Genomic DNA, 21,581 nt, shown 5'->3' with positions numbered 1-21,581 from the left:
TATGCTGTTACTAATCAAATGAAACATTAATATGAAAGAAGGTTTTCAATTGAAAATTGATGAAATTGATTTATCGATTTTGCAGGCACTGCAGCAAAACAGCCGTCTTTCCTTAAGAGAGCTAGGAAAACAAATTAACCTGTCTCCTCCTTCAGTGGCAGAGCGAGTAAGACAGCTAGAGAGCTTTGGTATTATAAAAAGATATACAATCGATATTGATTATGAAAAGCTGCAGTTGCCCGTCTCGTGTTTTATTGAAGTAACCATGAAAAACGGAGAGCACGAGCGTTTTAAAAGATTTATTTCTCAGTATCCCTATGCTTTATTCTGTGAACGCATCGCCGGACAGGCTTGCTTCATTACAAAGCTTCAGCTTCCTCACCTGCACGTACTCGAGCAATTTATTAACGAAATTACACCTTATGCCAAAACGATTTCACACATCGCCCTTTCTCACGTGGAGATGTCTTCTGCATTATTGAGTCATTTAAAAGATGAAAAGTGATTGAAACATACGTTCACCGTACTAACAAAAAGATCCGAACGATTCATCGTTCGGATCTTCTTTCCACTAAACTACTTCTGTCCTAGCCTCTTTTATTCGTCCAAAAGCATAAAAAATAACCCTCCAAAGCTGGAGGGTATAAATTTTCCGAATAATGAAAGTTTTACAACTTCATTCTATCAGGTACCGACATTTCTGTCTACTTAAAAATGTAAAAGAGCTCTCTATTAATAGAAAGCTCTTTTACCTGCTTGTTTTTTGAAAACAATCAATCTATATAAAAGGGAACTACCTAAGGTTGAAAGTCACGTGAAACCTTGGCAGTTGATCCTGGATATACCGGTTGATATGATTCAAAACAAGTTCTTTCATCATTTCTTCTTTGACTTCTGATTCCGTTTTTTTATCTTTTTGTTTTAAAATAAGAATATAATAGACTTTACCCATTTTAATGGGCTTACTACACTCTCCGATGTGCTGTTTTTTTAAAACATCTATAAAAGAGGGAGATAGATTCGAAAGCTTTAGATTATCATCATTCTCTATTTTGCTGATGGTCTGGACATCAGCATATTTTTTTTGAACGTCTTGAAGCGATGTTCCTTTTTGCAGCTCAGCCGCAACGGTCTCGGCATCATGTAAAGTTGTAAAAGTTAGCTGCGAAAAAGATACGCGCGTTACATCATTCTCAATACGTGTATAGTAAGCGTCTAGTTCATCAGACGTAATTTGTTTACGGAAATATTCTTCTAATTTAAACTGATTTATTAGCTGTTTAGTTACATCGCTAGAACGAATGTGCAAGACTTCATAGCCTTGTTTTCTTGTATCTTCGTCATATGAACGTTTGATTTGTTTCCACATATCCTCGACTTTTTTCTGTACCCTGTCACTTGTCTTTAGATGCGAAATTAAGATTTTTTGCATGACAAGCTGCCGCAACAACTCTTTGCGGTAGCTTGTATCATTTAGCGGAGCATCGGGATTTAAGAACCCTTCAACGGCTAAAAAACGATTGAATTCTGCTCCTGTCACCTTTCCTCCTTCATACGCTGCCACTTCTTTGGCAGAAGATAGCTGACTAATTTCTACAGAAGGAAACATCGTGTTTGAATGCTTCCCTCCGCAGCCTGTTAAAAATCCTAACGCTGTTAATACTGCTAGCAGCAGCTTTAACGGTGCTGAACTCATCCATTGTTATCCTGCTGCTCTGAAAGCTTCAGAGAAATAGTTTGTTTTTTTCCATTTCGGTACACGTCTAATTTTACCGTGTCTCCTACTTTGCGTTTTGTGTATAGATATTGACGTAAATCACTGGATGTTTTGACTTCATTTCCATCGATGGCAACAATCACGTCTTTTGATTGTAAACCAGCATCAGAAGCAGAAGAGAATGGTTCAACCGTCGTTACGACAACTCCTTCAGACGTATCGCTTGTTAGGCCTAGCTGATCTTGTTTTGTTGCAGCTGAAAGCTGACCTACATCTTGAAGACCTACCCCCATATATGGACGCGTTATTTTTCCGTTTTTCATCAGCTGTTCAATTGTTGGCTGCACTTCATCACTTGGAAGAGCAAAGCCGATTCCTTCTACATTGTCTTCTGAAATTTTCATACTGTTGATACCAACTACTTCACCGGAAGAATTGATCAAGGCACCGCCGCTGTTTCCTGGATTAATCGCCGCATCCGTTTGAATTGCATCTACGTTCCAATTCTCTGAAATAGGGACAGAGCGTTTTGCTGCGCTCACGATACCTTGTGTGACCGTACGAGAAAATTGTTCACCAAGAGGGTTTCCGATTGCAAGAACCGTTTCACCCGCCACTAAATCTGATGATTTTCCAAACTTCGCCACTTGTTCAACATTTTTGTCGGACATTTCAAGCACCGCTAAATCCGTTAGCGCGTCAGCTCCGACAATTTTAGCTTTTTCTTTTTGTCCGTTTGAAAGTGACACTTCTACTTCGCTTGCGCCGTCAATAACGTGGTTATTAGTCACAACGTAGGCTTTTCCATTTTCTTTTTTGAAAATAACACCGGAACCCGTTCCTGCTTCTTGCGTTTGGGTATCTCCAGAAAATGGATTTGTTTGCTGTTGAATATTGTTCACGCCTACAACAGCAGCTGATACTTTATTTACAACTGAAACAAGATCTGACTGATTCACGGTTGTGCTTACTGTTCGAGGCGTTGTGCTCGTTGTTGTTGCCGTTTGAGTCTGCGTTGTTTGATTCGCTGTTTGCGTATCCGCTGAATCCATTAACCCTAGCTGCGGAGCGCCGTATAGCACAATTCCTCCCCCTAGCACTGCTCCCGCGATGGAAGATGCGATCACTGGAAATAAGCGTCTTCTTGGAGGCTGTGATGATGACGCAGGCTGATACTGATCGTAGCGCTGCTGGCGGTTTTCATATTCTTCTTTTCGTTCTTGCTCTCTTTCATAATCACGTGGATCCATGAAAAACACTCCTTTTAACGTAGCAAATTTTATGTTATCTATACTATAAAATAAAAGTTTGGGATAAGTATCAAAACAATGTGTGAAATTGTGAAAAATTTCTTTATAACAGCAAACACGTAGTATAATAGCGGGTACATAAACCTTTAAAAAAACGCGCATAGATGGCGCAATATGCTTTATTTACCTTAATTTTCATATATTCAGAGGAAGGTGTCAAATTTGAGCTTTACACTATATTTAGTAGAGGATGAACAAAATTTAAACGAAGTTTTAACCCTTTACCTTCAAAAAGAAGGCTGGGACGTTCGCTCATTTTTTAACGGCACGGACGCAAAAGAAATGATTGCAACTCCTCCGCACCTGTGGATTTTAGATATTATGCTGCCTGATATTGACGGGTATCAGCTCATTCGCGAAATCAAGCAGCAAACGCCACATGTGCCTGTTATTTTCATTTCAGCACGCGATGCCGATATTGACCGGGTTCTTGGACTTGAAATGGGCAGCGACGACTATTTATCAAAGCCTTTTTTGCCTCGTGAACTAGTTATTCGAGCAAACAAACTGCTAAACCTCGTATATGGCTCCAATCAAAAGAAAACCGATACCATTACGCTGACTCCTTATGAAATCGATTTACATACGCGTACAGTCAGTGAAAATGGAAAGCCGATTGATTTGACGTCTAAAGAATTTGATTTTCTTGTCACTATCTCAAAAGACCTTGGACAGGCTTTTTCAAGGGATCAGCTGTTGAATCTCATTTGGGGAGAAGATTATTTCGGCACAGACCGAGTGGTGGATGATTTAGTGAGGCGCGTGCGTAAAAAAATGCCGCAAGCACGAATTGAAACGATTTACGGATACGGATACCGGATGATGAAAGCATGAAAAACAAGTCGCTTGCATTTCAAATTTGGCTCGTCATCTCGGGTATTTTACTGCTCATTTCAATTTTGCTCGCTATTTTATTCCCAACGACGCTCAGGCAGTTCTTCACGAATGAAATTTATACCACTATTGAAAATGAACAGCATATTTTAAAAGAATACGGCCTGCCAAGCCGCTCAGGTGAATACTACTTTAGCAATGAAGACAGTGAACCAACGCTTGGCAATCGAACCGTGGATCATATTTTATTGCCTGAACATGCGGATATCTCTTATTTTTCATCACGGGTGTTGCCTCAAGACTTTTTGAGAAAAGCACAGGAAGATGCAATCAGTCAGCGGAAAATCGTCGCTCGCTATGAAAAAGATCTCGGCAACCGGACGCTTTTTTATGTGATTCGAAAAGTAAGCGTAAACGGACAGCCTGCTTTTTTACTTTCATTTTCGTGGGATACGTATCGCAACGCGCTCACTTCTACTCTTTTTAAACAGCTGCTTCTTGTCATTTCAATTGTATTTCTATTCAGCTGGCTTCCATCTATTTGGCTATCAAGATACTTAAGCAAGCCGCTTGTATCGCTTGAAAAAGATGTAAAAAAAATCGCCGAACAAAATTGGCATGAACCTGTTACAGTCAACCGTTCCGATGAAATCGGCAAGCTAGGCGCGTCCATCGAGCAAATGCGCAAAAGGCTCGTATCTAAAGATGAAGCACAGCAAACGCTGCTTCAAAATATTTCACATGATTTAAAAACACCGGTAATGGTTATTCAAAGCTACGCTCAGTCGATTCAAGACGGCATTTATCCAAAAGGTGATTTATCCCAAACGGTAAAAGTCATTGAAGATGAATCCAAAAATCTTGAGAAAAAAATCCGCGATTTGCTTTACTTGACCAAGCTTGACTATATGTCCACTCACCAGCTTGCACAAGACGACTTTGATTTTACTGCACTTCTTCATGAAGTAGTGGATCGCTTGCGGTGGAGGCGCCCTGAAATACAGTGGGAATTTGACGACGTAAATGCAACGATTAAAGGAGACAAAGAGCTGTGGACAAAAGTCCTTGAAAATGTACTCGACAATCAGCTGCGCTATGCTGATACGAAGGTTTCACTTTCACTTGCTAAACACCAAACGAACGTTCAATGTACCATCAGCAACGATGGTCCGCCGATTGATCAAAGCGTGCTTCAACACTTGTTTGAACCGTTTAAAAAAGGAGCAAACGGTGAATTCGGTATTGGCCTAAGTATCGTAAAGCGTATTGTTACGATGCACGATGCAGCCATTACGGCTGAAAACACAGACGCCGGAGTGACGTTTTCACTTACTATTCCTATATAAACTAAAAAGGCAAGGGAGTCGACTCCCTTGCTTTTTTATGAAAAAACCGATGTATATGCATAAAGAGCTGGTGAACCCCCGGAGTGAATGAACACCACATTCTCATCTTTTTTAAAATAACCTTTTCGAATTAAATCAATCAGGCCGGCCATCGCTTTTCCCGTATACACAGGATCCAATAAAATTCCTTCCGTACCGGCCACAAGTTTGACTGCTTCCACCATCTCTTCTGTTGGAACAGCATAGCCTGGACCGACATATTCATCCATACAAACAATATCTTCTTTTTTAAAAGGCGTTTTGCTATGTAAATGATCATAAAGTTCACTCGTCAGCTTGGCAACTTTCATTTCTTGCTCTTCTTTAGCACGACTCACATTCATTCCAATAACAGACACCCCGCTTTGAAGGCCTTGAAAGCCTGCCACTAGCCCTGCGTGCATGCCTCCGCTTCCGCTTGTGCAAACTACGTGGCTAAGCTTTATTTGTTGCTCATAGCTTTGCATAAGCAGCTCCTGTGCGCAGGCAGCGTAGCCTGTTGCACCGATAACATTTGAACCTCCTACGGGGATTAGGTACGGCTTATGACCTTTTTCACTTAGCTCGCGCGCTACTTTTTCCATTTCCGCTGTCAAATCCGAACCTTCAGCGACAAACCGCATGTCATGAGCGCCTAATAAATGATAAAGAAAATAGTTTCCCGTCGGCTGATCACTTGCTTTATTTTCCCCTTCTTCTAATACGAGCACGCATTTCATTTGCTCTTTTACGGCAGCAGCAAGCGTCAAACGACAGTGATTGGATTGTATCGCACCGCACGTTACAAGCACGTCTGCCCCTTGTGCTTTTGCATCAGCTACTAGATATTCAAGCTTACGCGTCTTATTTCCGCCCCCTGTCAGTCCAAGCATATCATCGCGCTTCATATAAATTGAAGGTCCGTTTAACTGCTGCGATAAAACCGATAGCTTTTCTAAAGGTGTAGGGGAATCCGTATATTTTCTTCTAGAAAATTGCGTTAAGTTCATGCTCTCATCCTCTCTTTCATATTTGTTCTATTTTACCATATAGAAGCTTTTGAAGAGCTTTTTACGAAAGGGCTTTCTATAACTTGTATACATAAGAACAAGTAGTCAACATACATTAAACCATATAAACAGTTTGAAGGAGTGTTTTCAATGAGTGAAAAAGCAGTACTTTGCAGCGTCTCACGAGTAGTCAAATCACAGCATATTTTTCCAAATGACCTAAACAATCACCACACCCTTTTTGGCGGCAAAATTGTCGCTGACATGGACATGACGGCTTCTCTTTCAGCAGCTAAACATTCCAGAAAGTCGTGTGTTACAGCTTCCATTGATCATGTTGACTTTATCGAGCCCGTCACAGAAGAAGATTTTATTTCATATGAGGCATTCGTTGTTGTCACAGGAAAAAGTTCCATGATTATTTTTGTTAAAGTCATTGCCGAAAATTTGTTAACGGGCATTAAACGTATTGCTGCTACTTCTTTTCTTACCTTCGTCGCATTAGAAAATGGGAAGCCTGCTCCCGTTCCTCAAGTTATTGCTCAAACTGAAGAAGAAAAAAGCCTTCAAAAAGTAGCTCTTGAACGAAAAGAGTCCAAAAAAACGCAGGTTGAGCACAGCAAAGCAATTGCGCGCATCTTATCTAAATCTTTGCGCAGCAGTAATTAAGCTCTTCATCTAAAAAGCAGCTGTCTGCTTTTTAGACGAAGTTTTTTAATTTTCACATTGTTATTTAATGTGATATGCGATATATTGGTTTTATGAAAAATAACATTCAACCTCTCAAACGACTTTCCCTACGGGAGGAAGTCTATCAAACACTTAAACACAATATCGTTATGCTTGAATTTCAGCCGGAACAAAAGCTTCAGGATAAAGAACTGGCTGAGCAATTTGGAGTTAGCCGCACTCCTGTTCGAGAAGCATTAAAAAGGCTCGAAGATGAAGGCCTTGTACAAACGACACCTGGTTCTTCTACAAAAGTGGCTCCATTAAACCTTGAGGAGGCAAAACAATCCTTTATTGTCGTCGCAGCTCTTCATGCACTTGCTGCTAAGCTGGCTTGTACTTCGTTACAAGAAGAAGATATGGGCGAACTAATCAAACATAATCAATCTCTAGAACATGCAATCAAAACAAGAAATGTACTGAAAGCGATCGAAGCGGATGAAGCATTTCATTCCGTTTTTTTAAACCGGGCGAATAATTTAGAGCTAGAACGTGTTGTAAAACAAACAAGCGCCAAAATTCAACGTCTGGAAATCGCTCGCTTTTCTTCTCTTGCTAGCCTTGCTTCCGTTGATCAGCACAAAGAAATCATAAATGCTTGCCGTCAAAAAGATTCCGCACTGACATCACAGCTTGTCGAAACAAACTGGCTGACACTAGGTGAAGCGCTGACAAGTGAGGAGGAAGCAAAGTGAAGCCTCTTTTATTAGGCGTTGCTGCATCATTCTTTTTTGCTTTTACATTCGTTTTAAATCGAGCGATGGATTTATCTGGAGGCAGCTGGGCGTGGAGCGCATCTCTACGCTATTTTTTTATGGTACCTCTTTTGCTTATGCTTGTTTATTTTTGGGGTGGCATCAAACCTGTGGTGGCAGAAATAAAAGCCCAGCCGCAAAAATGGCTGCTATGGAGCACGGTCGGATTTGGCTTATTTTACGCTCCTCTTTGTTTTGCTTCCGCCTACGGTCCCGGCTGGCTTATTGCAGGAACTTGGCAAATCACGATTTTATCGGGGTCTCTCCTAGCTCCTTTGTTTTACAAGGAAGGAAAAAAGCGAGGAGCCATTCCTTTCAAGCAGCTAGGTTTTTCGTTTATTATTTTAATAGGAGTTGTGCTCATGCAGCTTGAGCATGCGACTGAACTGTCGGCGGCTACTGCCTTGCTTTGTACGATTCCCATTTTAATTGCGTCTTTTGCGTATCCGCTTGGCAACCGTAAGATGATGGAGCTGTCGTCGCTTAATACGTTTCAGCGCGTGCTTGGAATGACGCTTTCAAGCCTGCCGTTTTGGATTATTCTTTCTGTCTATGCCTACTTGACCGATGGACTACCAAAACCAACTCAGATGTATCAAAGCAGTTTAGTTGCTTTACTTTCAGGAGTGTGTGCAACGATTTTATTTTTTGCGGCAACTGACCTTGTGAAAAAAGATTCTCACAAGTTAGGTGCAGTTGAAGCTACACAATCGATGGAAGTTTTATTTGCCCTGCTAGGAGAGGTCTTCCTTCTATCAAGTCCTTTGCCATCGATTCTTTCTTGGGTTGGAATGGGAGTTATCGTAGCAGGCATGGTGCTTCACAGCTACCAAACGAGTCATAAAAAAGCTATACCTCAAAAAGAATTGACCTACTAATCAATAACAAAAAAGAGCGTCTCAGTCGGCGCTCTTTTTGTTTATACAACAGATCTTCTTTCTAAATTGAAGACATTAACCTGCTCAGCATCAAAGCGGCTTAGCAACGAATCTACTCCGTACTCAAGTGCAAAAGCACGTTCATTTTCTGAAATCGGAACGGCCTGCAGGAACGTTACTTTTTTATCAGATAGTTCAATCGTTGAAAAATTATCCCATAAAAACGGCGGAATCAGCAAAATGTGCTGCATATGAAAGCTGTCATCAAGGACTGCAATAACGTCTTTATAAATAGCTCCTGGGAAAATGGAGACATGAGATTTCATCATATGGAAAATACAGTTTGCTAAAATAGCAGAATAAATACCGAACTCCTCATGACATGCCCCAACAATTTCAATTCGAAGCGGGATCCCTCCAACTGTATAACCTGTCGGACATTGATGTCCACCGAGCGTTGCATACGCGGTTACGTCTTGACGCGGATGATTTTCACATGCCACAACGTGAATACCATGCTTTTTTCGTTCATCTGAATAATCTTCAATTCGGTCCTTTTGACCAAATACATCTATTGCTTTATGTATAATTAATTCTTCATCTTTTGTAAAATTACTCATAAAAAACCTCCTTGCTTGCGACCTTAAAAAGTCCCCTACTGTACAGCATATACTACCGCACTCGCTTACGATATAGTTTTTAGAAAATGTGATAGAAATGTTATCGTTTCGTAACATACTATGAAATTGTCTCAAGAAGCAAACAAGAAACCTTAACCAATTTTTTCTTTTCCCATAAAAAAATAGAGCCTGCACCATGGCAGCCTCTATTTTTTATGACATTATTATGAAATAATTTGTAATTCTTTTGGGTACTTCGTTAACGTTTCGTATCCATCTTTTGTGATGATTACATCATCTTCAATACGCACGCCTCCGAGTCCTGGAATATAGATACCCGGTTCAATCGTATACACCATGCCTTCTTGAAGCACATCATCATTGTTGCGGCTCATTGAAGGAAACTCATGCACGCTGATACCAAGGCCATGACCAAGACGATGCAAGAAATACTCTCCATACCCTGCTTCTGTAATAATATTGCGTGCTACCATGTCCAAGTCGCCAATGCGAGTGCCAGGCTTGGAAGCTTCAAGAGCTGCCTGCTCGGCGCGCTGTACCGTTTCATAGATTTCTTTTTGCTTATCATTAATCGACTTGTACGCGACTGTACGCGTAATATCTGAACAGTATCCATCTAGCACTACACCTAAATCGAAGAGAACCATATCTCCTGGCTTTAACGTGCGAAGACCTGGGTTCCCGTGCGCTTCTCCCGTTTTTTCACCAAATAACACCATCGTTGAAAACGACATCTCACGAATTCCTTTTCGCTTTAGCTCGTATTCAATTTTAGCCAGAACATCCATTTCCGTAACGCCTTCTTTTAAGGCAGCTACGCCTACTTCCACGCCAAAATCAGCTAATGCAGCTGCCTTTTGCAGAATCTCAACTTCACGCTCATCTTTAATTAAACGCAGCTGATTTAATTTCTCTTCTGCTCCGACTAGCTCAGCATTTGGATATAAATTAAGCAGTTCTTCAGCTCTCGCATACAGCAGCTGCTCTTTCTCTACAGCAACTTTTTTCACATCCATTACGTTTCGTTTATGTAAAGCTTCTTTAATAAGTTCCCAAGGATTTTGATGGTCTTCATATCCGATCACATCAAATTTCCAGCCGGCTTCTTTTGCTTGACCCACTTCCATTGATGGACAAACAAGCATCGGCTCCGCTTCATTAAATAAAAATAAACCAAGCAGACGCTCATGCGGATCCGTGTGAAATCCAGTTAAATAAAATACGTTTTCAGTTGACGAAATAAAGGCCGTTTCTACATTCTTTTCCTTCAGCCATGATACGACTTTTTGCAAACGTGCTTCCATTAAAAAAACCCCTTTCATTGTGCAATATTACTATTATAACATAGTTATTTAGCAATATTGTACAATGAATAGAGGTTAAGACAAAGCCGCGTGAAGAGTAGTAAGCTGCTCTTTAATCGCTTTTCGCTGAATACTTACTTTCATCAGCCAGCCATTTTCTCCGTATCTATAAATAAATTCGTACGTACCTTTAGGAAAATATTCTTTTACCAGCATGTCTCGGTTTTCAACAAATCCCGGATCGCCAATAAAATAGTTACCTTCTTCAAGCGGGAGCTCATGAACTTTTTTTTCTAGCTGCTTCTCTTCGTCTTCGTCATCATCTATCACAATGTGAAGACCACCTTCATCACGCACAACGTCAAATTCACCGTTTTGTTCAAGCTCAAGCACCGGTACCACCTGTCCATTTACCGTTAGCAGCTGCTTGGTTCCTTCAAGGACCTGGGACCAATGATCATCGTATAAGGTAGAAGAATAAAAAATATAGCCCTGAGATTTATATAATAAAAGCAGCTGTTCAAAATGATTTTTCACTTGTTCTTTATCAAATAGAATAACAAAATGCTTTCGATAGAAAAAACTTGTAAAAGGCAGAATAGACGATTGATTAAGCTCTCTAATTATTTCAGCACTATCCTTACCTGAAATAATAGCTCCGGTCAATTCCCCCGCGCCATAAGGTTTCCAATGACTTAACGCCGCTTCTGGAATCAGCACAAGGTTCGAAGATGACACATATATACTCATTCGCTTCACTCCTTTTTTCTACACTTAGACCTATATTTAATTCTCAACAAATAGAGACTTTTCTCTTATTCCCTTCTTAAAAGACAGAACTTTTTCCCTAACTATGATAGATTATAACAAATATCTTCGAAAAAAATAACCTTTATTTCCTCTTTCTTCTATTTGTACACTTCTCTTATTTTAGCTGTCTTCGCAGATTTACTAGTGAACGTACTTGCTAATCTAATTCCTTAGTGTTAATTTTATTATGTCGTTTTATAATTTTTTGCATAATTGGTTTTAAACAAAAAAGTATTAATATTTTTGAATGCGATGGTGAGACATTTGGAAGAACGTACAGAACGTAAACAACATAAAAGAAAAAAGCAAAGAAAAAAGAAACGCTTTAGAAAGCTACTTCTTTTCTTTCTCATTCTTGTAATCGCCGCTGGTGCATATGTGTATTACCAATACCAACAAGGATTAGCAGAAGCAGACGGAGCTTTTGGGAAAGATGGACAGTTTGATTTTAATGGTGCAAGTGCCAATTTAGATAGCATGAATGTGCTGCTTCTCGGAATTGACTCTCGCGGTGAAGAACATTCGCGTGCCGATACAATCATGATTGCTCATTATGACAAAGACAGTAATCAGCCTAAAATTGTTTCTTTGATGCGTGATTCATATGTGGATATTCCTGGACATGGCAAAAACAAATTAAATTCAGCCTATGCATTTGGCGGGCCCGAATTAATGCGTAAGACAATTAAAGAAAATTTCGGCGTAGATGTAAACTATTATGCCGTTGTTGATTTTAAAGGTTTTTCTAAAGTTGCCGATACGATTGCCCCTGAGGGAATTACGGTTACCGTGCCACACGAAATGTCGTCAGGAATTGGCATGACGCTAAAACCTGGAAAACAAACTCTTCACGGAGATAAATTACTAGGATACGTGCGATTCCGCCATGATAGCCAAAGTGATTTCGGGCGCGTGAAGCGTCAACAAGAAGTGATTGGTAAATTAATGGATGAAGCTCTTCAAGTAAAGACACTGGCGAAAGCTCCTAAGCTATGGGGTGTCATTGATCCATATGTGGATACAAATATTCCGCCAAAAACATTTATTGTGATAGGAAAAGATTTTTTAGTTGGAAATCAGCCAGATTTAAAATCTCTTCGTTTACCGGTTGAAGGTTCCTATTCAAATGAACGAATATCCGGTATTGGTGCTGTTTTAAGCATCGACCTTGAAGAAAACAAACAAGCGTTACAGTCATTTTTAAATTAGGAAAAGGTGTCCATTAGAGGACACCTTTTTTTATACTATTCAAAAAAACTTCTGTTTTTCCTCCCTATCCTTCAAAAAATTTTCAGCTTCGACAAAAAATGGAGATAAAATGGAGTTGTTTTCTAGAAAACAGCTGTTTCTTTGGAGTTCTATTTTTTCTCCTGTATGCGTATATGAAAAGAGAAGGACTTCTTTTTTATATTTTTTAGTCAAGGAGATGAAATGATGAAATTATATGGTTTTCAATCTGAAGAAGAGCGTTCCTTTCTTCATTCTACCTATAAAGTAAACCCATTGCTTTCTCATACTGGAGATGTCAAAATCAGCTTTTTATCTTTTCAAGAAAATGATTATACCCCCCGTCAAGAAGCTACGATTCCACAGCTTCTTTTAGTCGTTCACGGGGAAGGCTGGGTAGCTGGCGATAACGGACTGAAAATTTATATCAAACAAGGTGAATCAGCATTTTGGAGAGCTGGGGAATCTTTTGAAGTCGGGAGTCTAACGGCTATGACAGGACTACTGATTGAAGGATTAGATATTGCTCCTCAAAAGCTGCTTACTTCTTTCTCACGAACAAACGCAAATTAAAAAGCCGCTTTGACGCGGCTTTTTTTATTATCTTAGTAATTGAGCGTAGCTTTCTGCGCTATCTTGAATAACTTTGTCACTCAGGTCACCGCCTGCTCCTTGAAATAAAAATGGAGTTTGGAACTTCATACCTGTTAAATTTGCCATAGCTTGGAAAGGAAGAAGCAGATGATTCATTGGGTAACGGTTGTATCCCCCTTCTTGATAAGCTTCTGCAGGACCTCCTGTCGAAGTAGCTACGACAAACTCTTTTCCCTGAAGTTTAGTACCTTTGCTTCCATAAGCCCATCCGTATGTTAAAACAACATCTTGCCACTCTTTTAAAAGTGCTGGTGAGCTGTACCAGTAAAATGGAAATTGAAAAACAATACGATCGAATTGAACAGCTAACTCCTGCTCTTTTTCTACATCAATTTTGAAATCGGGATAGTTTGCGTATAAATCATGAACGTACACATCCTCCTCTTTTTTTACTCGCTCTGCCCACGCTTTATTAATACGAGAAGATGCTAAATTTGGATGCGCTAAAATAACCAGTGTTTTCATTTTGATACTCTCCTTCTGATGTCTGTGCTTGCTTTTTTCTTTTCTATTTTTTACGCTTGCCTCTCACGTCTTGTTCACTCATTCTTTCCTTTTCCTTCAGGAAATCCGAGTTCGTTTACACTTATAAATTACCAGTATTATCATTCTGCTTCAATAAAATTGACTTTGCTTTTATCACCTTTAATTTTTTTATGTACCCAAAACGGAAGATAAAGGACAAGAAAGCTAAGAATCATGATTCCTTCAATCCATACTAAATACCAAGGATGAGGTCCAAGAACATCCAGCAAGGAAGCGTGCTCTGGCTTTTTCATCATGTATAAATAATTCGCACCGAGTAAACGATTCATGACATAGATAAAACCTCCGTACAGATTAACAAATACTACGCTTACCCATAAAGAACGAAACGTCGGCTCATATCTGCAGGCAGCAATTAGCATACAGCAAGCAAGTACCACACCGCCATGCGATACATAGAACTGCACATAGCGAAACTGGGCATACGCATAGCCGCCAAGGTCTGGGGTAATCATCGCTTGAACAGAGCTGCTGATTCCTGCGAAGTACACAAAATAAAAAAGAAATCTGCTTTTGGTTATCAGCATAACAACAGCCAGCAGCACGACTATATCACTCAGCTGAAGAGGCAAAGAAGTTTCAACGAACCACTGATGACATCCGATTTCCCAAGCCTGGTAGGCCGTTTCTGAAGCAATTAGAATGAGTGAAAGCAAAACGAACGCAAACCTCTTTTTTCGCAGCTGCTTTCGACATAAAAAAATAAATGCTCCTATGATCACAATAATGGCTAAAGTTACAAGATGTTCAACTGAAAAAAGCTGAAAAGAATGTTGTACAGGATGACACGTAAAAAATGAATTCATAACGGCGCCTCCTCTCCATCAGAAAACAAATTTGGTACCTTTAGCTTGTTCATAAGACCTCATTTTCATTAACGCTTCTCTCACATTAAAAAGAGATTGAAACATAACGAAATCACGCCTAAAAAAAGATCCGAACGATAAATCGTTCGGATCTTTTTGTCTTCATTTTTATTTTTTAATTAATCCTTTTTTCACTAAGAATTGATGAGCGACTTCTTCAGCCGTTTTTCCTTTTGCGTTTACTTGATAGTTCATTTCACGCATTTCGTCGTCACTGATTTTACCACCCAGTTGATTTAAGATTTTTTTCAGTTCAGGGTGCTCTTTTAGCGTATCTTCACGAAGCACAGGCGCTCCTTGATACGGTGGGAAGAACTGCTGGTCGTCTTTTAAGACTTTTAAACCAAACTGTTTGATTTCAGGATCCGTTGCATAAGCATCAAGCATGTTAATATCGCCTTTTTCTACAGCGCGATAGCGAAGCTTCGGCTCCATCGTTTTAATATTCGGGAAGGTAAGGCCATATTCTTTTTGAAGGCCTACGTAGCCGTCTTCACGATCTTTAAACTCAAGCGTAAATCCTGCTTTTACTTTATCTGTTGCATTTGCCAAATCTGAAATGGTCGTTAGATTATTTTCTTTAGCAAATTCTTTTGTAACGGTCAATGTGTACGTATTATTAAACTTCATTGGATCTAAATAGACAAGGCCGAATTTCTTTTGAAATCCTTCTTTTGCCTGCTTGTACACCTGTGTTTCATCTTTGCTGTCCGGCTGTTCCTTTAGATGCGTCACAATGGCTGTACCCGTATATTCAGGGTACAAATCAATTTCCTTGTTACGCAGAGCCTCAAATACAAATACCGTTTTTCCAAGCGACGAACGAAGATTTACTTTCATATCGGTTTGATCTTCAATTAATTCTTTGTACATATTAATTAAAATATCTTGTTCTGCGCCAATTTTCCCTCCGATAACAAGGTCTGGTTTTGTTGCGCTCATCGCTGCAAACGGAGAAACAAGAATGAGTATTAATACGATAATCATAATGAACGAGCGTTTTTTGGACCCTTTTTTTGCTGAGTGTTCAATCGTTCGCAGAATTCCATCAAAAATAAGCGCTAATAATGCTGCTGGAATAGCTCCTAATAAAATCAAACTATTATCGCTTCGGTCAATACCAAGCAAAATTAAGCTTCCGAGTCCGCCCGCTCCGATAAGAGCCACGATTGTCGCTGTACCAATAATGAGTACCATCGCTGTGCGAATTCCGGCCATAATGACAGGAAGCGCTAGAGGAAGTTCTACTTTGATTAATCGTCTCCACGAGTTCATCCCCATGGCTTTGGATGCTTCAATTAAAGATGGGTCGACTTCTTTAATTCCGGTATATGTATTTCGTACAATAGGAAGAAGCGAATATAAAAACAGTGCAATAACCGCGGGAAAGGTTCCAATTCCGACAAGAGGAATCAGTAATCCTAATAAAGCGAGTGAAGGAATGGTTTGCAGTACGGCTGTTACGCCAATGATCGGTTCAGCAATGCGGTCATGCCTCGTTAAGTAGAGTCCGAGCGGCACTGAAATTAATACGGCGATAACAAGAGCCAGTACTGAAATTTGAATGTGTTCAAGAAGAGCTTGAAACAGTGCATCTCCTCGTTGATTTAATAATGTGCTTAGTGCATTCATTACAGCGTTCCTCCTTCTTTCGTTTTATCAGAAAGAAACGCTAATAGAGTTTTGCGCGTTACAACGCCAATGCGTTTGCTCCCTTTTTTCACGGCTATTGCTTCATGGTCGTAAAGGGCGTCCATTGCCTGCTGAACAGTGGCGGTTGAAGCTAGCTCTTCAGTAGGTTCTACGTCTGGCTGTTCACTTTCTTTGACAAACATATCTAATGTCTCAAATAAAGCATTTCCTTGATTTCCAATAAATGTTTTCACAAACTCATTTTTAGGCTTTTGAATGAATTCCTCCGGGGTGCCAACTTGAACAATTTCCCCATCTTTCATCAGGCAGATACGATCTCCAAGCGTCATGGCTTCGCTCATATCATGCGTAACAAACACAAATGTTTTTTTGATTTTTTCTTTTAAGCTAATAACATCTTGTTGAAGCTGTTCGCGGCTTAACGGATCGAGGGCACTAAAGGGTTCGTCCATTAAAATAACGGGGGGATCAGCTGCGAGGGCACGTGCTACACCTACACGTTGCTGCTGGCCACCTGAGAGCTCAGACGGCTTTCGGTTTCGATATTGCTTTGGGTCTAGTCCTACCAAGGTAAGCAGTTCATCAATACGCGTTTTGATTTTGTTTTTCTTCCAATGCTTCATCTCCGGTACAATGGCTATATTCTCAGCAATGGTCATATGAGGAAAAAGAGCAATCTGCTGTAGCACATAACCAATGTTCCAGCGTAGCTCATGTATGTTGTGGTCCGATACGAGCTTATCTTTTATGTATAGTTCTCCTTCGGTAATATCATGAAGACGGTTAATCATTTTTAAGGTGGTTGTTTTCCCACATCCACTCGGACCAATTAAAACGAAAAACTCTCCTTCTTTTATTTCTAGATTAATATTTTTCACGGCGGTCGTACCGTCTGGATATTGCTTTGACACATTCTTAAACGTAATCAAATTATCGTTCACACTCCCTGTTGAAATTTAACCCCTAGTTTCGTGTACCCAATACTTAGAGGCAATAAACATTCTTTTAAGAATATTTCTAAATATGATTCATAAGACATAGTGGAAAAGATACACATGTTTTCTAACAGCCTCCTAATAAGGCTATCAAACTGTTAAAGTTTTCACAAGGCGGGGGAAGAATAATTCGGAGAATAAATTTAAAGCCAATCCAAATAAAAAAACCTTCTTTCAACAAGAAAGAAGGTTTTTGAGTATGCTAGCGACAGGGATCGAACCTGCGACCTCTTGCTTACCATGCAAGTGCTCTACCTACTGAGCTACACCAGCGTCTTGGAAAATTATATCACGTTTAAATTTATTTAGGAAGCGCTTTTTAAAATTTTTTTATTGGTATATTCTCTAATTTGCGTCTTCTGAAATTCGCACTTTCTACAAAGTTCCATATTTCATGTTAGAACTTCTTACATAAATTGTGTGAATTTTCTTTTTTTATATTACCCTTAGTAAAATAGCTTACAAAAGAAGGGAAGAAAATAGATGGAACAACAACCAACCATGACAAAATCAAAAACGGCAACTCCCTACCCAAGAGACTGCACGTTCAGCCTGGAAGATTGGACGACGCTTGCTAAGTATTGGTACCCCGTCGCACGCTGCAGTGATGTAACAGAAAAACCAACGTCCGTAAAATTACTAGATGTAAATCTAGTTTTATACCGCACCACACACAAAGTTGTAGCGGCACGTGATTTATGCGTTCACCGAGGCACCCCGCTTAGCATGGGCTGGGTGGAAGATGATGAAATTGTCTGTCCTTACCACGGCTTCCGCTACGCAACGGACGGCGCATGCACGTCAATTCCAGCTCACCCTGACGCCAACATTTCTCCCCGTCTCTGTATGGCCGTCTATCCAGTTATCGAACGATATGGATTAGTGTGGACGTCCCTGACAGGAGAACAAGATAACCTGCCTTATTTCGATGCGTGGGAGGACCCTGATTTTCAGCAAATTGTTTGTCCAAGCTTTGATATCATGGGTTCAGCCGGTCGTCAAATGGAAGGCTTTTTAGACGTAGCTCATTTTGCTTGGGTTCACACAGACACATTTGGTGATCGAAACAACGCCTTTGTGCCTAAATATAAAGTAAGCGATACAGACTATGGGCTTCATGTAGAATATACGAGCACCGTGAGCAATTATTCCAAAGAACAGCAGCATTTAAATCCACCTGATTTTAAATGGCTTCGCGTCTTTGATGTTTATCCCCCGTTTACAGCTACGCTAAAAGTATACTTCCCAGAAGGCGCAGAGCTGTGGATTATGAATGCAGTCTCTCCTATTTCAGCCCGCGAAACACGTTTATTCGCGCCAATCGCTCGAAACTTTGACAAAGATTCTCCCGTTGAAGGTGTGTATGACTTTAACCTTCGCGTCTTTGACGAAGACCGTGAAATGGTGGAAAACCAAAAACCTGAAGACTTGCCTTTAGACCTGCAGATGGAAGCGCATATTATGGCTGATCAAACGTCCATCGGTTACCGGAAATTATTAAAGAAAATGGGCTTAAGCTTTAGATATACAAGCTAAAAAAATCCCCGCTGTCTCAGCGGGGATTTTTTTTATTTAGCAAACTGCTCGCGTGCTGCTTTTTCCTTTATCACTTCATCTTCACTTGCCGGCGTTGTGCGTTTCATGAAGAATGAAAGAATTAAGGCAACCACCACTAGGACTACTGAGACAGCAAACGCATCGTTAATCCCTTGTACCATTGCCTGCATCCCAATCTGTTCTTTCATTTGAGCTGCCCCGGCTGCGGTTGCATTCGCTGCTCCTGCTCCGCTCATTGCATCTTGAGCGAGCTCTTTTGCATGAGTAGCTGTACGGTTTGACATCACCGTTACTAAAAGAGCCGAACCAATAGCTCCCGATACTTGTTGAAGCGTATTGTTCATCGCAGTACCATGCGGATTAAAACGCTGCGGAAGCTGATTTAATCCGTTTGTCATAACCGGCATCATCACCATAGACATTCCGAACATACGAAGCGTGTAAAGCGTAATGAGCGTTGTATAGGTCGTATCAAGCTCTAAGTTACTGAAGAAATACGTCGTAACGGCTGTAATCGTTAGACCCGTTACAGCCAATGCACGCGCTCCGAATTTATCAAATAATTTTCCGGTAATCGGTGACATCACACCCATTAGCAGCGCACCTGGAAGCATTAGTAATCCTGAATGAAGCGGAGAGATGCCTCGTACCGTTTGAACATAAATTGGCATTAGCAGCATGGCTGAGAATAATGCCATTGTAATTACCATCGAAATCGTTGATGATAAAGCAAACATTGGATATTTAAAAATGCGGAATTCAAGCATCGGTGTTTTAAGCTTGAACTGACGCGTAATAAATAAAATCAGAGCCACAGCTCCTACGATAATGGTACCGTATACTTCCACAGAATCCCAGCCTTTATCCCCTGCTGAGCTAAACCCGTATAGAAGTCCGCCAAATCCAATTGTAGATAGCAAAAGGGATAAAAAATCCAAATTGATTTCCACTTTTTCTTTTTTGTCTTTTAATAGGAAGAAAGCGCCTATTAATACAATGGCTGCGATTGGCGTAACAAGGTGGAACAGCATTCTCCACTCATAGTGTTCAATTAGCCATCCTGATAATGTAGGACCAATTGCCGGAGCAAAAATCATAACTAAACCGAAAATCCCCATCGCAGCTCCGCGTTTTTCTAATGGAAAACTTGTGAGCAATACGTTCATTAAAAGCGGCATCATAATAGCTGCGCCTGACGCTTGAATAATACGAGCGGTTAACAACACAGAAAATACGGGCGAAGCACCTGCAAGTATTGTTCCTGCTGTAAATAAAGTCATCGCCGTTAAAAATAAGCCTCTGACAGAATAGCGCTGAATTAAAAAAGCGGTAGTTGGAATCATAATACCATTCACTAACATATAACCAGTAGAAAGCCACTGGACAGTTGACGTTGTCACATCTAAGTCTTTCATAATAGACGGCAGCGCCACATTTAATAACGTTTCATTCAATAATGAGATAAAAGCGCCAATTAACAAAATAGCAATTATGCCATAAGGCGGCTTTTCCATTTGATTTATCGATCGACTCATTATTGTACCTCCTTATACTTTAGGTTCATTTTTTTAGACACGTGTTCTACATAGAGTATATTATACTGTGAGTTCAATTTATGCAAGTGAAAAATCTTACGTTCACGTTCTTTATTTTCTCAACTTTTTTAGTCCTATAATCCTTTTATACCAATATATTGTCGTGATATCGTTCAGTTTTTCGAAAAGAACATTTGTGTAAACGCTTTAAATCATGTATCATAAAGTTGGACCATGAGTCTAATTTTACATTTAGGTGATAATAATGAATAATCGAAAACAGCAAGTTGTAAAAAATGCACACCATCTCTTCGTTGAAAAAGGATTTCAAGCTACTTCTATTCAAGACATCATTGATTATAGCGGCATTTCAAAAGGAACATTCTACAACTATTTTTCTTCAAAAAATGAATTATTAATCGCTGTTTTTACATGGCTTCATACGACCATTGAACAAGAGCGAAATCAGCTGCTGGTTGGTAAAAGTCTGACCGATGTAGATGTATTTATTAAACAGATCGATGCGCAGATGAAAAACCATCACAAACATAAATTTTTTACATTACTTGAAGAAGTATTTGTTTCTAATGATCCTGATTTAAAAGCATACATAAAAAAAACCCAGTTCATTGAAGTAAACTGGATTTATAAACGGTTTATTGATTTATTTGGACAAGAAAAGAAACCTTATCTGCTAGATTGTGCAATTATGTTTCTTGGCATGCTTCACCGCAACTTTCACTATAATTTTATGGTCAATGGTACAAAGACTGATCCCCATGAGATTATAACTTACAGCGTTAAGCGTCTGCTTCCTCTTGTAGACGAAGTAGCAAGTTCAGGAGACATTTTGCTCGATCCGCAAACGATCAAAGAATGGCTTCCATCTTGCCCAAATACTAAAAATCAAATAGAACAGGACATTTCCGCAGCACTTATCGATTTAAAAAAGCAAGCTCACAAACAATTTACGGATGAATTCGAACGTCAAAAATGCACAGAGCTTATTAGTTTTATTGAAGAAGAGCTGTTTAAACAATCAAATCCCCGCAAGTTTGTTGTGGATAGTGCCCTTCATTCATTAAAGCAGCTGCCTGTTAACAACAGTAAAACGAACCTAGAGGAACTGCAAACGATGATTGATCAGTATGTGAGTGAACTTCAATCAACAGCTAGAAGCAACTAAACATATGAAA

21 protein-coding genes and 1 tRNA gene are annotated in these 21,581 nt (G+C 39.9%); 10 read left to right on the top strand and 12 right to left on the bottom strand.

Annotation, left to right across the window (positions count from 1 at the left end; genetic code table 11):
- Nucleotides 1-49 precede the first annotated feature (49 nt).
- On the top strand, nt 50-505 hold the full coding sequence (locus tag ACWATA_RS05090) for an Lrp/AsnC family transcriptional regulator (protein WP_033580329.1): 456 nt from the start codon (nt 50-52) through the stop codon (nt 503-505).
- Between the two features lie 288 nt (nt 506-793).
- Here the strand turns inward: ACWATA_RS05090 and ACWATA_RS05085 are convergent, their stop codons facing one another.
- Both ACWATA_RS05085 and ACWATA_RS05080 read right to left on the bottom strand, forming a co-directional pair.
- Nucleotides 794-1,696 (bottom strand): peptidyl-prolyl cis-trans isomerase, encoded by a 903-nt coding sequence (locus ACWATA_RS05085; protein ID WP_028415017.1) that lies wholly within the window; start codon nt 1,694-1,696, stop codon nt 794-796.
- Entirely contained in the window at nt 1,693-2,967 is a 1,275-nt protein-coding gene (locus tag ACWATA_RS05080; RefSeq protein ID WP_033579915.1) for a S1C family serine protease, read from the bottom strand. Before ACWATA_RS05080 ends, ACWATA_RS05085 begins: the two co-directional genes overlap by 4 nt.
- Before the next feature lie 222 nt (nt 2,968-3,189).
- On the opposite strand from ACWATA_RS05080, the gene ACWATA_RS05075 reads away from it, so the two are divergent.
- The gene (locus ACWATA_RS05075; protein ID WP_224980491.1) at nt 3,190-3,861 is read left to right on the top strand and encodes a response regulator transcription factor; all 672 of its coding nucleotides are present in this window, start codon (nt 3,190-3,192) and stop codon (nt 3,859-3,861) included.
- Nucleotides 3,858-5,207 carry a sensor histidine kinase gene (locus tag ACWATA_RS05070; protein WP_033579914.1) on the top strand — a complete coding sequence of 450 codons (1,350 nt, stop codon included), beginning with the start codon at nt 3,858-3,860 and terminating at the stop codon, nt 5,205-5,207. The genes ACWATA_RS05075 and ACWATA_RS05070 overlap by 4 nt, the downstream gene beginning before the upstream one ends.
- 35 nt (nt 5,208-5,242) lie before the next feature.
- Here ACWATA_RS05070 and cuyA read toward each other — a convergent pair whose 3' ends face one another.
- Nucleotides 5,243-6,235, bottom strand: a complete 993-nt coding sequence (gene cuyA / locus ACWATA_RS05065; RefSeq protein WP_028415021.1) for a D-cysteate sulfo-lyase — start codon at nt 6,233-6,235, stop codon at nt 5,243-5,245.
- Nucleotides 6,236-6,385: 150 nt separating this feature from the next.
- Between cuyA and ACWATA_RS05060 the strand changes: the two genes are divergently transcribed.
- The 3 genes from ACWATA_RS05060 to ACWATA_RS05050 all read left to right on the top strand — a co-directional run bounded on the left by ACWATA_RS05060 (nt 6,386) and on the right by ACWATA_RS05050 (nt 8,597).
- Nucleotides 6,386-6,904 carry an acyl-CoA thioesterase gene (locus ACWATA_RS05060; protein WP_028415022.1) on the top strand — a complete coding sequence of 173 codons (519 nt, stop codon included), beginning with the start codon at nt 6,386-6,388 and terminating at the stop codon, nt 6,902-6,904.
- Between the two features lie 74 nt (nt 6,905-6,978).
- A complete protein-coding gene (locus ACWATA_RS05055; RefSeq protein ID WP_028415023.1) occupies nt 6,979-7,659 on the top strand; it encodes a GntR family transcriptional regulator in 681 nt (226 codons plus the stop codon).
- The gene (locus ACWATA_RS05050) at nt 7,656-8,597 is read left to right on the top strand and encodes a DMT family transporter (RefSeq protein ID WP_028415024.1); all 942 of its coding nucleotides are present in this window, start codon (nt 7,656-7,658) and stop codon (nt 8,595-8,597) included. Before ACWATA_RS05055 ends, ACWATA_RS05050 begins: the two co-directional genes overlap by 4 nt.
- 41 nt (nt 8,598-8,638) lie before the next feature.
- Here ACWATA_RS05050 and ACWATA_RS05045 read toward each other — a convergent pair whose 3' ends face one another.
- From ACWATA_RS05045 to ACWATA_RS05035, 3 genes are all read right to left on the bottom strand, one after another.
- Nucleotides 8,639-9,217, bottom strand: a complete 579-nt coding sequence (locus tag ACWATA_RS05045; RefSeq protein WP_013084584.1) for a suppressor of fused domain protein — start codon at nt 9,215-9,217, stop codon at nt 8,639-8,641.
- Nucleotides 9,218-9,441: 224 nt separating this feature from the next.
- Nucleotides 9,442-10,542 carry a M24 family metallopeptidase gene (locus ACWATA_RS05040; protein ID WP_033579912.1) on the bottom strand — a complete coding sequence of 367 codons (1,101 nt, stop codon included), beginning with the start codon at nt 10,540-10,542 and terminating at the stop codon, nt 9,442-9,444.
- 75 nt (nt 10,543-10,617) lie between these two features.
- Nucleotides 10,618-11,292 (bottom strand): hypothetical protein, encoded by a 675-nt coding sequence (locus tag ACWATA_RS05035; RefSeq protein WP_033579911.1) that lies wholly within the window; start codon nt 11,290-11,292, stop codon nt 10,618-10,620.
- A 312-nt stretch (nt 11,293-11,604) separates the two neighbouring features.
- On the opposite strand from ACWATA_RS05035, the gene ACWATA_RS05030 reads away from it, so the two are divergent.
- On the top strand, nt 11,605-12,561 hold the full coding sequence (locus tag ACWATA_RS05030; RefSeq protein ID WP_372454540.1) for an LCP family protein: 957 nt from the start codon (nt 11,605-11,607) through the stop codon (nt 12,559-12,561).
- A gap of 225 nt (nt 12,562-12,786) precedes the next feature.
- Entirely contained in the window at nt 12,787-13,152 is a 366-nt protein-coding gene (locus tag ACWATA_RS05025) for a hypothetical protein (RefSeq protein WP_028415028.1), read from the top strand.
- A gap of 27 nt (nt 13,153-13,179) precedes the next feature.
- Here ACWATA_RS05025 and ACWATA_RS05020 read toward each other — a convergent pair whose 3' ends face one another.
- From ACWATA_RS05020 to ACWATA_RS05000, 5 genes are all read right to left on the bottom strand, one after another.
- A complete protein-coding gene (locus ACWATA_RS05020) occupies nt 13,180-13,698 on the bottom strand; it encodes an NAD(P)H-dependent oxidoreductase (RefSeq protein ID WP_033579910.1) in 519 nt (172 codons plus the stop codon).
- Nucleotides 13,699-13,838: 140 nt separating this feature from the next.
- The gene (locus tag ACWATA_RS05015; protein WP_473049603.1) at nt 13,839-14,585 is read right to left on the bottom strand and encodes a YwaF family protein; all 747 of its coding nucleotides are present in this window, start codon (nt 14,583-14,585) and stop codon (nt 13,839-13,841) included.
- 168 nt (nt 14,586-14,753) lie between these two features.
- Nucleotides 14,754-16,277: an ABC transporter permease/substrate-binding protein gene (locus ACWATA_RS05010; protein ID WP_071271486.1), complete on the bottom strand. Its 1,524-nt coding sequence runs from the start codon at nt 16,275-16,277 to the stop codon at nt 14,754-14,756.
- Entirely contained in the window at nt 16,277-17,227 is a 951-nt protein-coding gene (locus tag ACWATA_RS05005) for an ABC transporter ATP-binding protein (protein ID WP_014458647.1), read from the bottom strand. Before ACWATA_RS05005 ends, ACWATA_RS05010 begins: the two co-directional genes overlap by 1 nt.
- Nucleotides 17,228-17,493: 266 nt before the next feature.
- A tRNA-Thr gene (locus ACWATA_RS05000) sits at nt 17,494-17,566 on the bottom strand.
- A gap of 210 nt (nt 17,567-17,776) precedes the next feature.
- Between ACWATA_RS05000 and ACWATA_RS04995 the strand changes: the two genes are divergently transcribed.
- Nucleotides 17,777-18,829, top strand: coding sequence for an aromatic ring-hydroxylating dioxygenase subunit alpha (locus ACWATA_RS04995; protein ID WP_028415032.1), 1,053 nt, complete (start codon nt 17,777-17,779; stop codon nt 18,827-18,829).
- Between the two features lie 32 nt (nt 18,830-18,861).
- Here the strand turns inward: ACWATA_RS04995 and ACWATA_RS04990 are convergent, their stop codons facing one another.
- Nucleotides 18,862-20,385, bottom strand: a complete 1,524-nt coding sequence (locus tag ACWATA_RS04990) for a DHA2 family efflux MFS transporter permease subunit (protein WP_224980498.1) — start codon at nt 20,383-20,385, stop codon at nt 18,862-18,864.
- 265 nt (nt 20,386-20,650) lie between these two features.
- On the opposite strand from ACWATA_RS04990, the gene ACWATA_RS04985 reads away from it, so the two are divergent.
- Complete coding sequence (locus ACWATA_RS04985) at nt 20,651-21,571, top strand: TetR/AcrR family transcriptional regulator (protein ID WP_224980500.1); 921 nt, start codon at nt 20,651-20,653, stop codon at nt 21,569-21,571.
- The last annotated feature ends 10 nt before the right edge of the window (nt 21,572-21,581 follow it).

The sequence above is a fragment of the Priestia sp. USM5 genome (genome assembly GCF_058323215.1).
This window is presented reverse-complemented; position numbering and strand designations above follow the sequence as displayed.

Excerpts from the sequence above, each read along its gene's own strand:
- ACWATA_RS05085 (WP_028415017.1), bottom strand. The coding sequence starts at position 1,696 with ATGAGTTCAGCACCGTTAAAGCTGCTGCTAGCAGTATTAACAGCGTTA.
- ACWATA_RS05080 (WP_033579915.1), bottom strand. The coding sequence starts at position 2,967 with ATGGATCCACGTGATTATGAAAGAGAGCAAGAACGAAAAGAAGAATAT.
- ACWATA_RS05070 (WP_033579914.1), top strand. The coding sequence starts at position 3,858 with ATGAAAAACAAGTCGCTTGCATTTCAAATTTGGCTCGTCATCTCGGGT.
- cuyA (WP_028415021.1), bottom strand. The coding sequence starts at position 6,235 with ATGAACTTAACGCAATTTTCTAGAAGAAAATATACGGATTCCCCTACA.
- ACWATA_RS05060 (WP_028415022.1), top strand. The coding sequence starts at position 6,386 with ATGAGTGAAAAAGCAGTACTTTGCAGCGTCTCACGAGTAGTCAAATCA.
- ACWATA_RS05055 (WP_028415023.1), top strand. The coding sequence starts at position 6,979 with ATGCGATATATTGGTTTTATGAAAAATAACATTCAACCTCTCAAACGA.
- ACWATA_RS05045 (WP_013084584.1), bottom strand. The coding sequence starts at position 9,217 with ATGAGTAATTTTACAAAAGATGAAGAATTAATTATACATAAAGCAATA.
- ACWATA_RS05040 (WP_033579912.1), bottom strand. The coding sequence starts at position 10,542 with ATGGAAGCACGTTTGCAAAAAGTCGTATCATGGCTGAAGGAAAAGAAT.
- ACWATA_RS05035 (WP_033579911.1), bottom strand. The coding sequence starts at position 11,292 with ATGAGTATATATGTGTCATCTTCGAACCTTGTGCTGATTCCAGAAGCG.
- ACWATA_RS05030 (WP_372454540.1), top strand. The coding sequence starts at position 11,605 with ATGGTGAGACATTTGGAAGAACGTACAGAACGTAAACAACATAAAAGA.
- ACWATA_RS05025 (WP_028415028.1), top strand. The coding sequence starts at position 12,787 with ATGAAATTATATGGTTTTCAATCTGAAGAAGAGCGTTCCTTTCTTCAT.
- ACWATA_RS05020 (WP_033579910.1), bottom strand. The coding sequence starts at position 13,698 with ATGAAAACACTGGTTATTTTAGCGCATCCAAATTTAGCATCTTCTCGT.
- ACWATA_RS05015 (WP_473049603.1), bottom strand. The coding sequence starts at position 14,585 with ATGAATTCATTTTTTACGTGTCATCCTGTACAACATTCTTTTCAGCTT.
- ACWATA_RS05010 (WP_071271486.1), bottom strand. The coding sequence starts at position 16,277 with ATGAATGCACTAAGCACATTATTAAATCAACGAGGAGATGCACTGTTT.
- ACWATA_RS04995 (WP_028415032.1), top strand. The coding sequence starts at position 17,777 with ATGGAACAACAACCAACCATGACAAAATCAAAAACGGCAACTCCCTAC.
- ACWATA_RS04990 (WP_224980498.1), bottom strand. The coding sequence starts at position 20,385 with ATGAGTCGATCGATAAATCAAATGGAAAAGCCGCCTTATGGCATAATT.
- ACWATA_RS04985 (WP_224980500.1), top strand. The coding sequence starts at position 20,651 with ATGAATAATCGAAAACAGCAAGTTGTAAAAAATGCACACCATCTCTTC.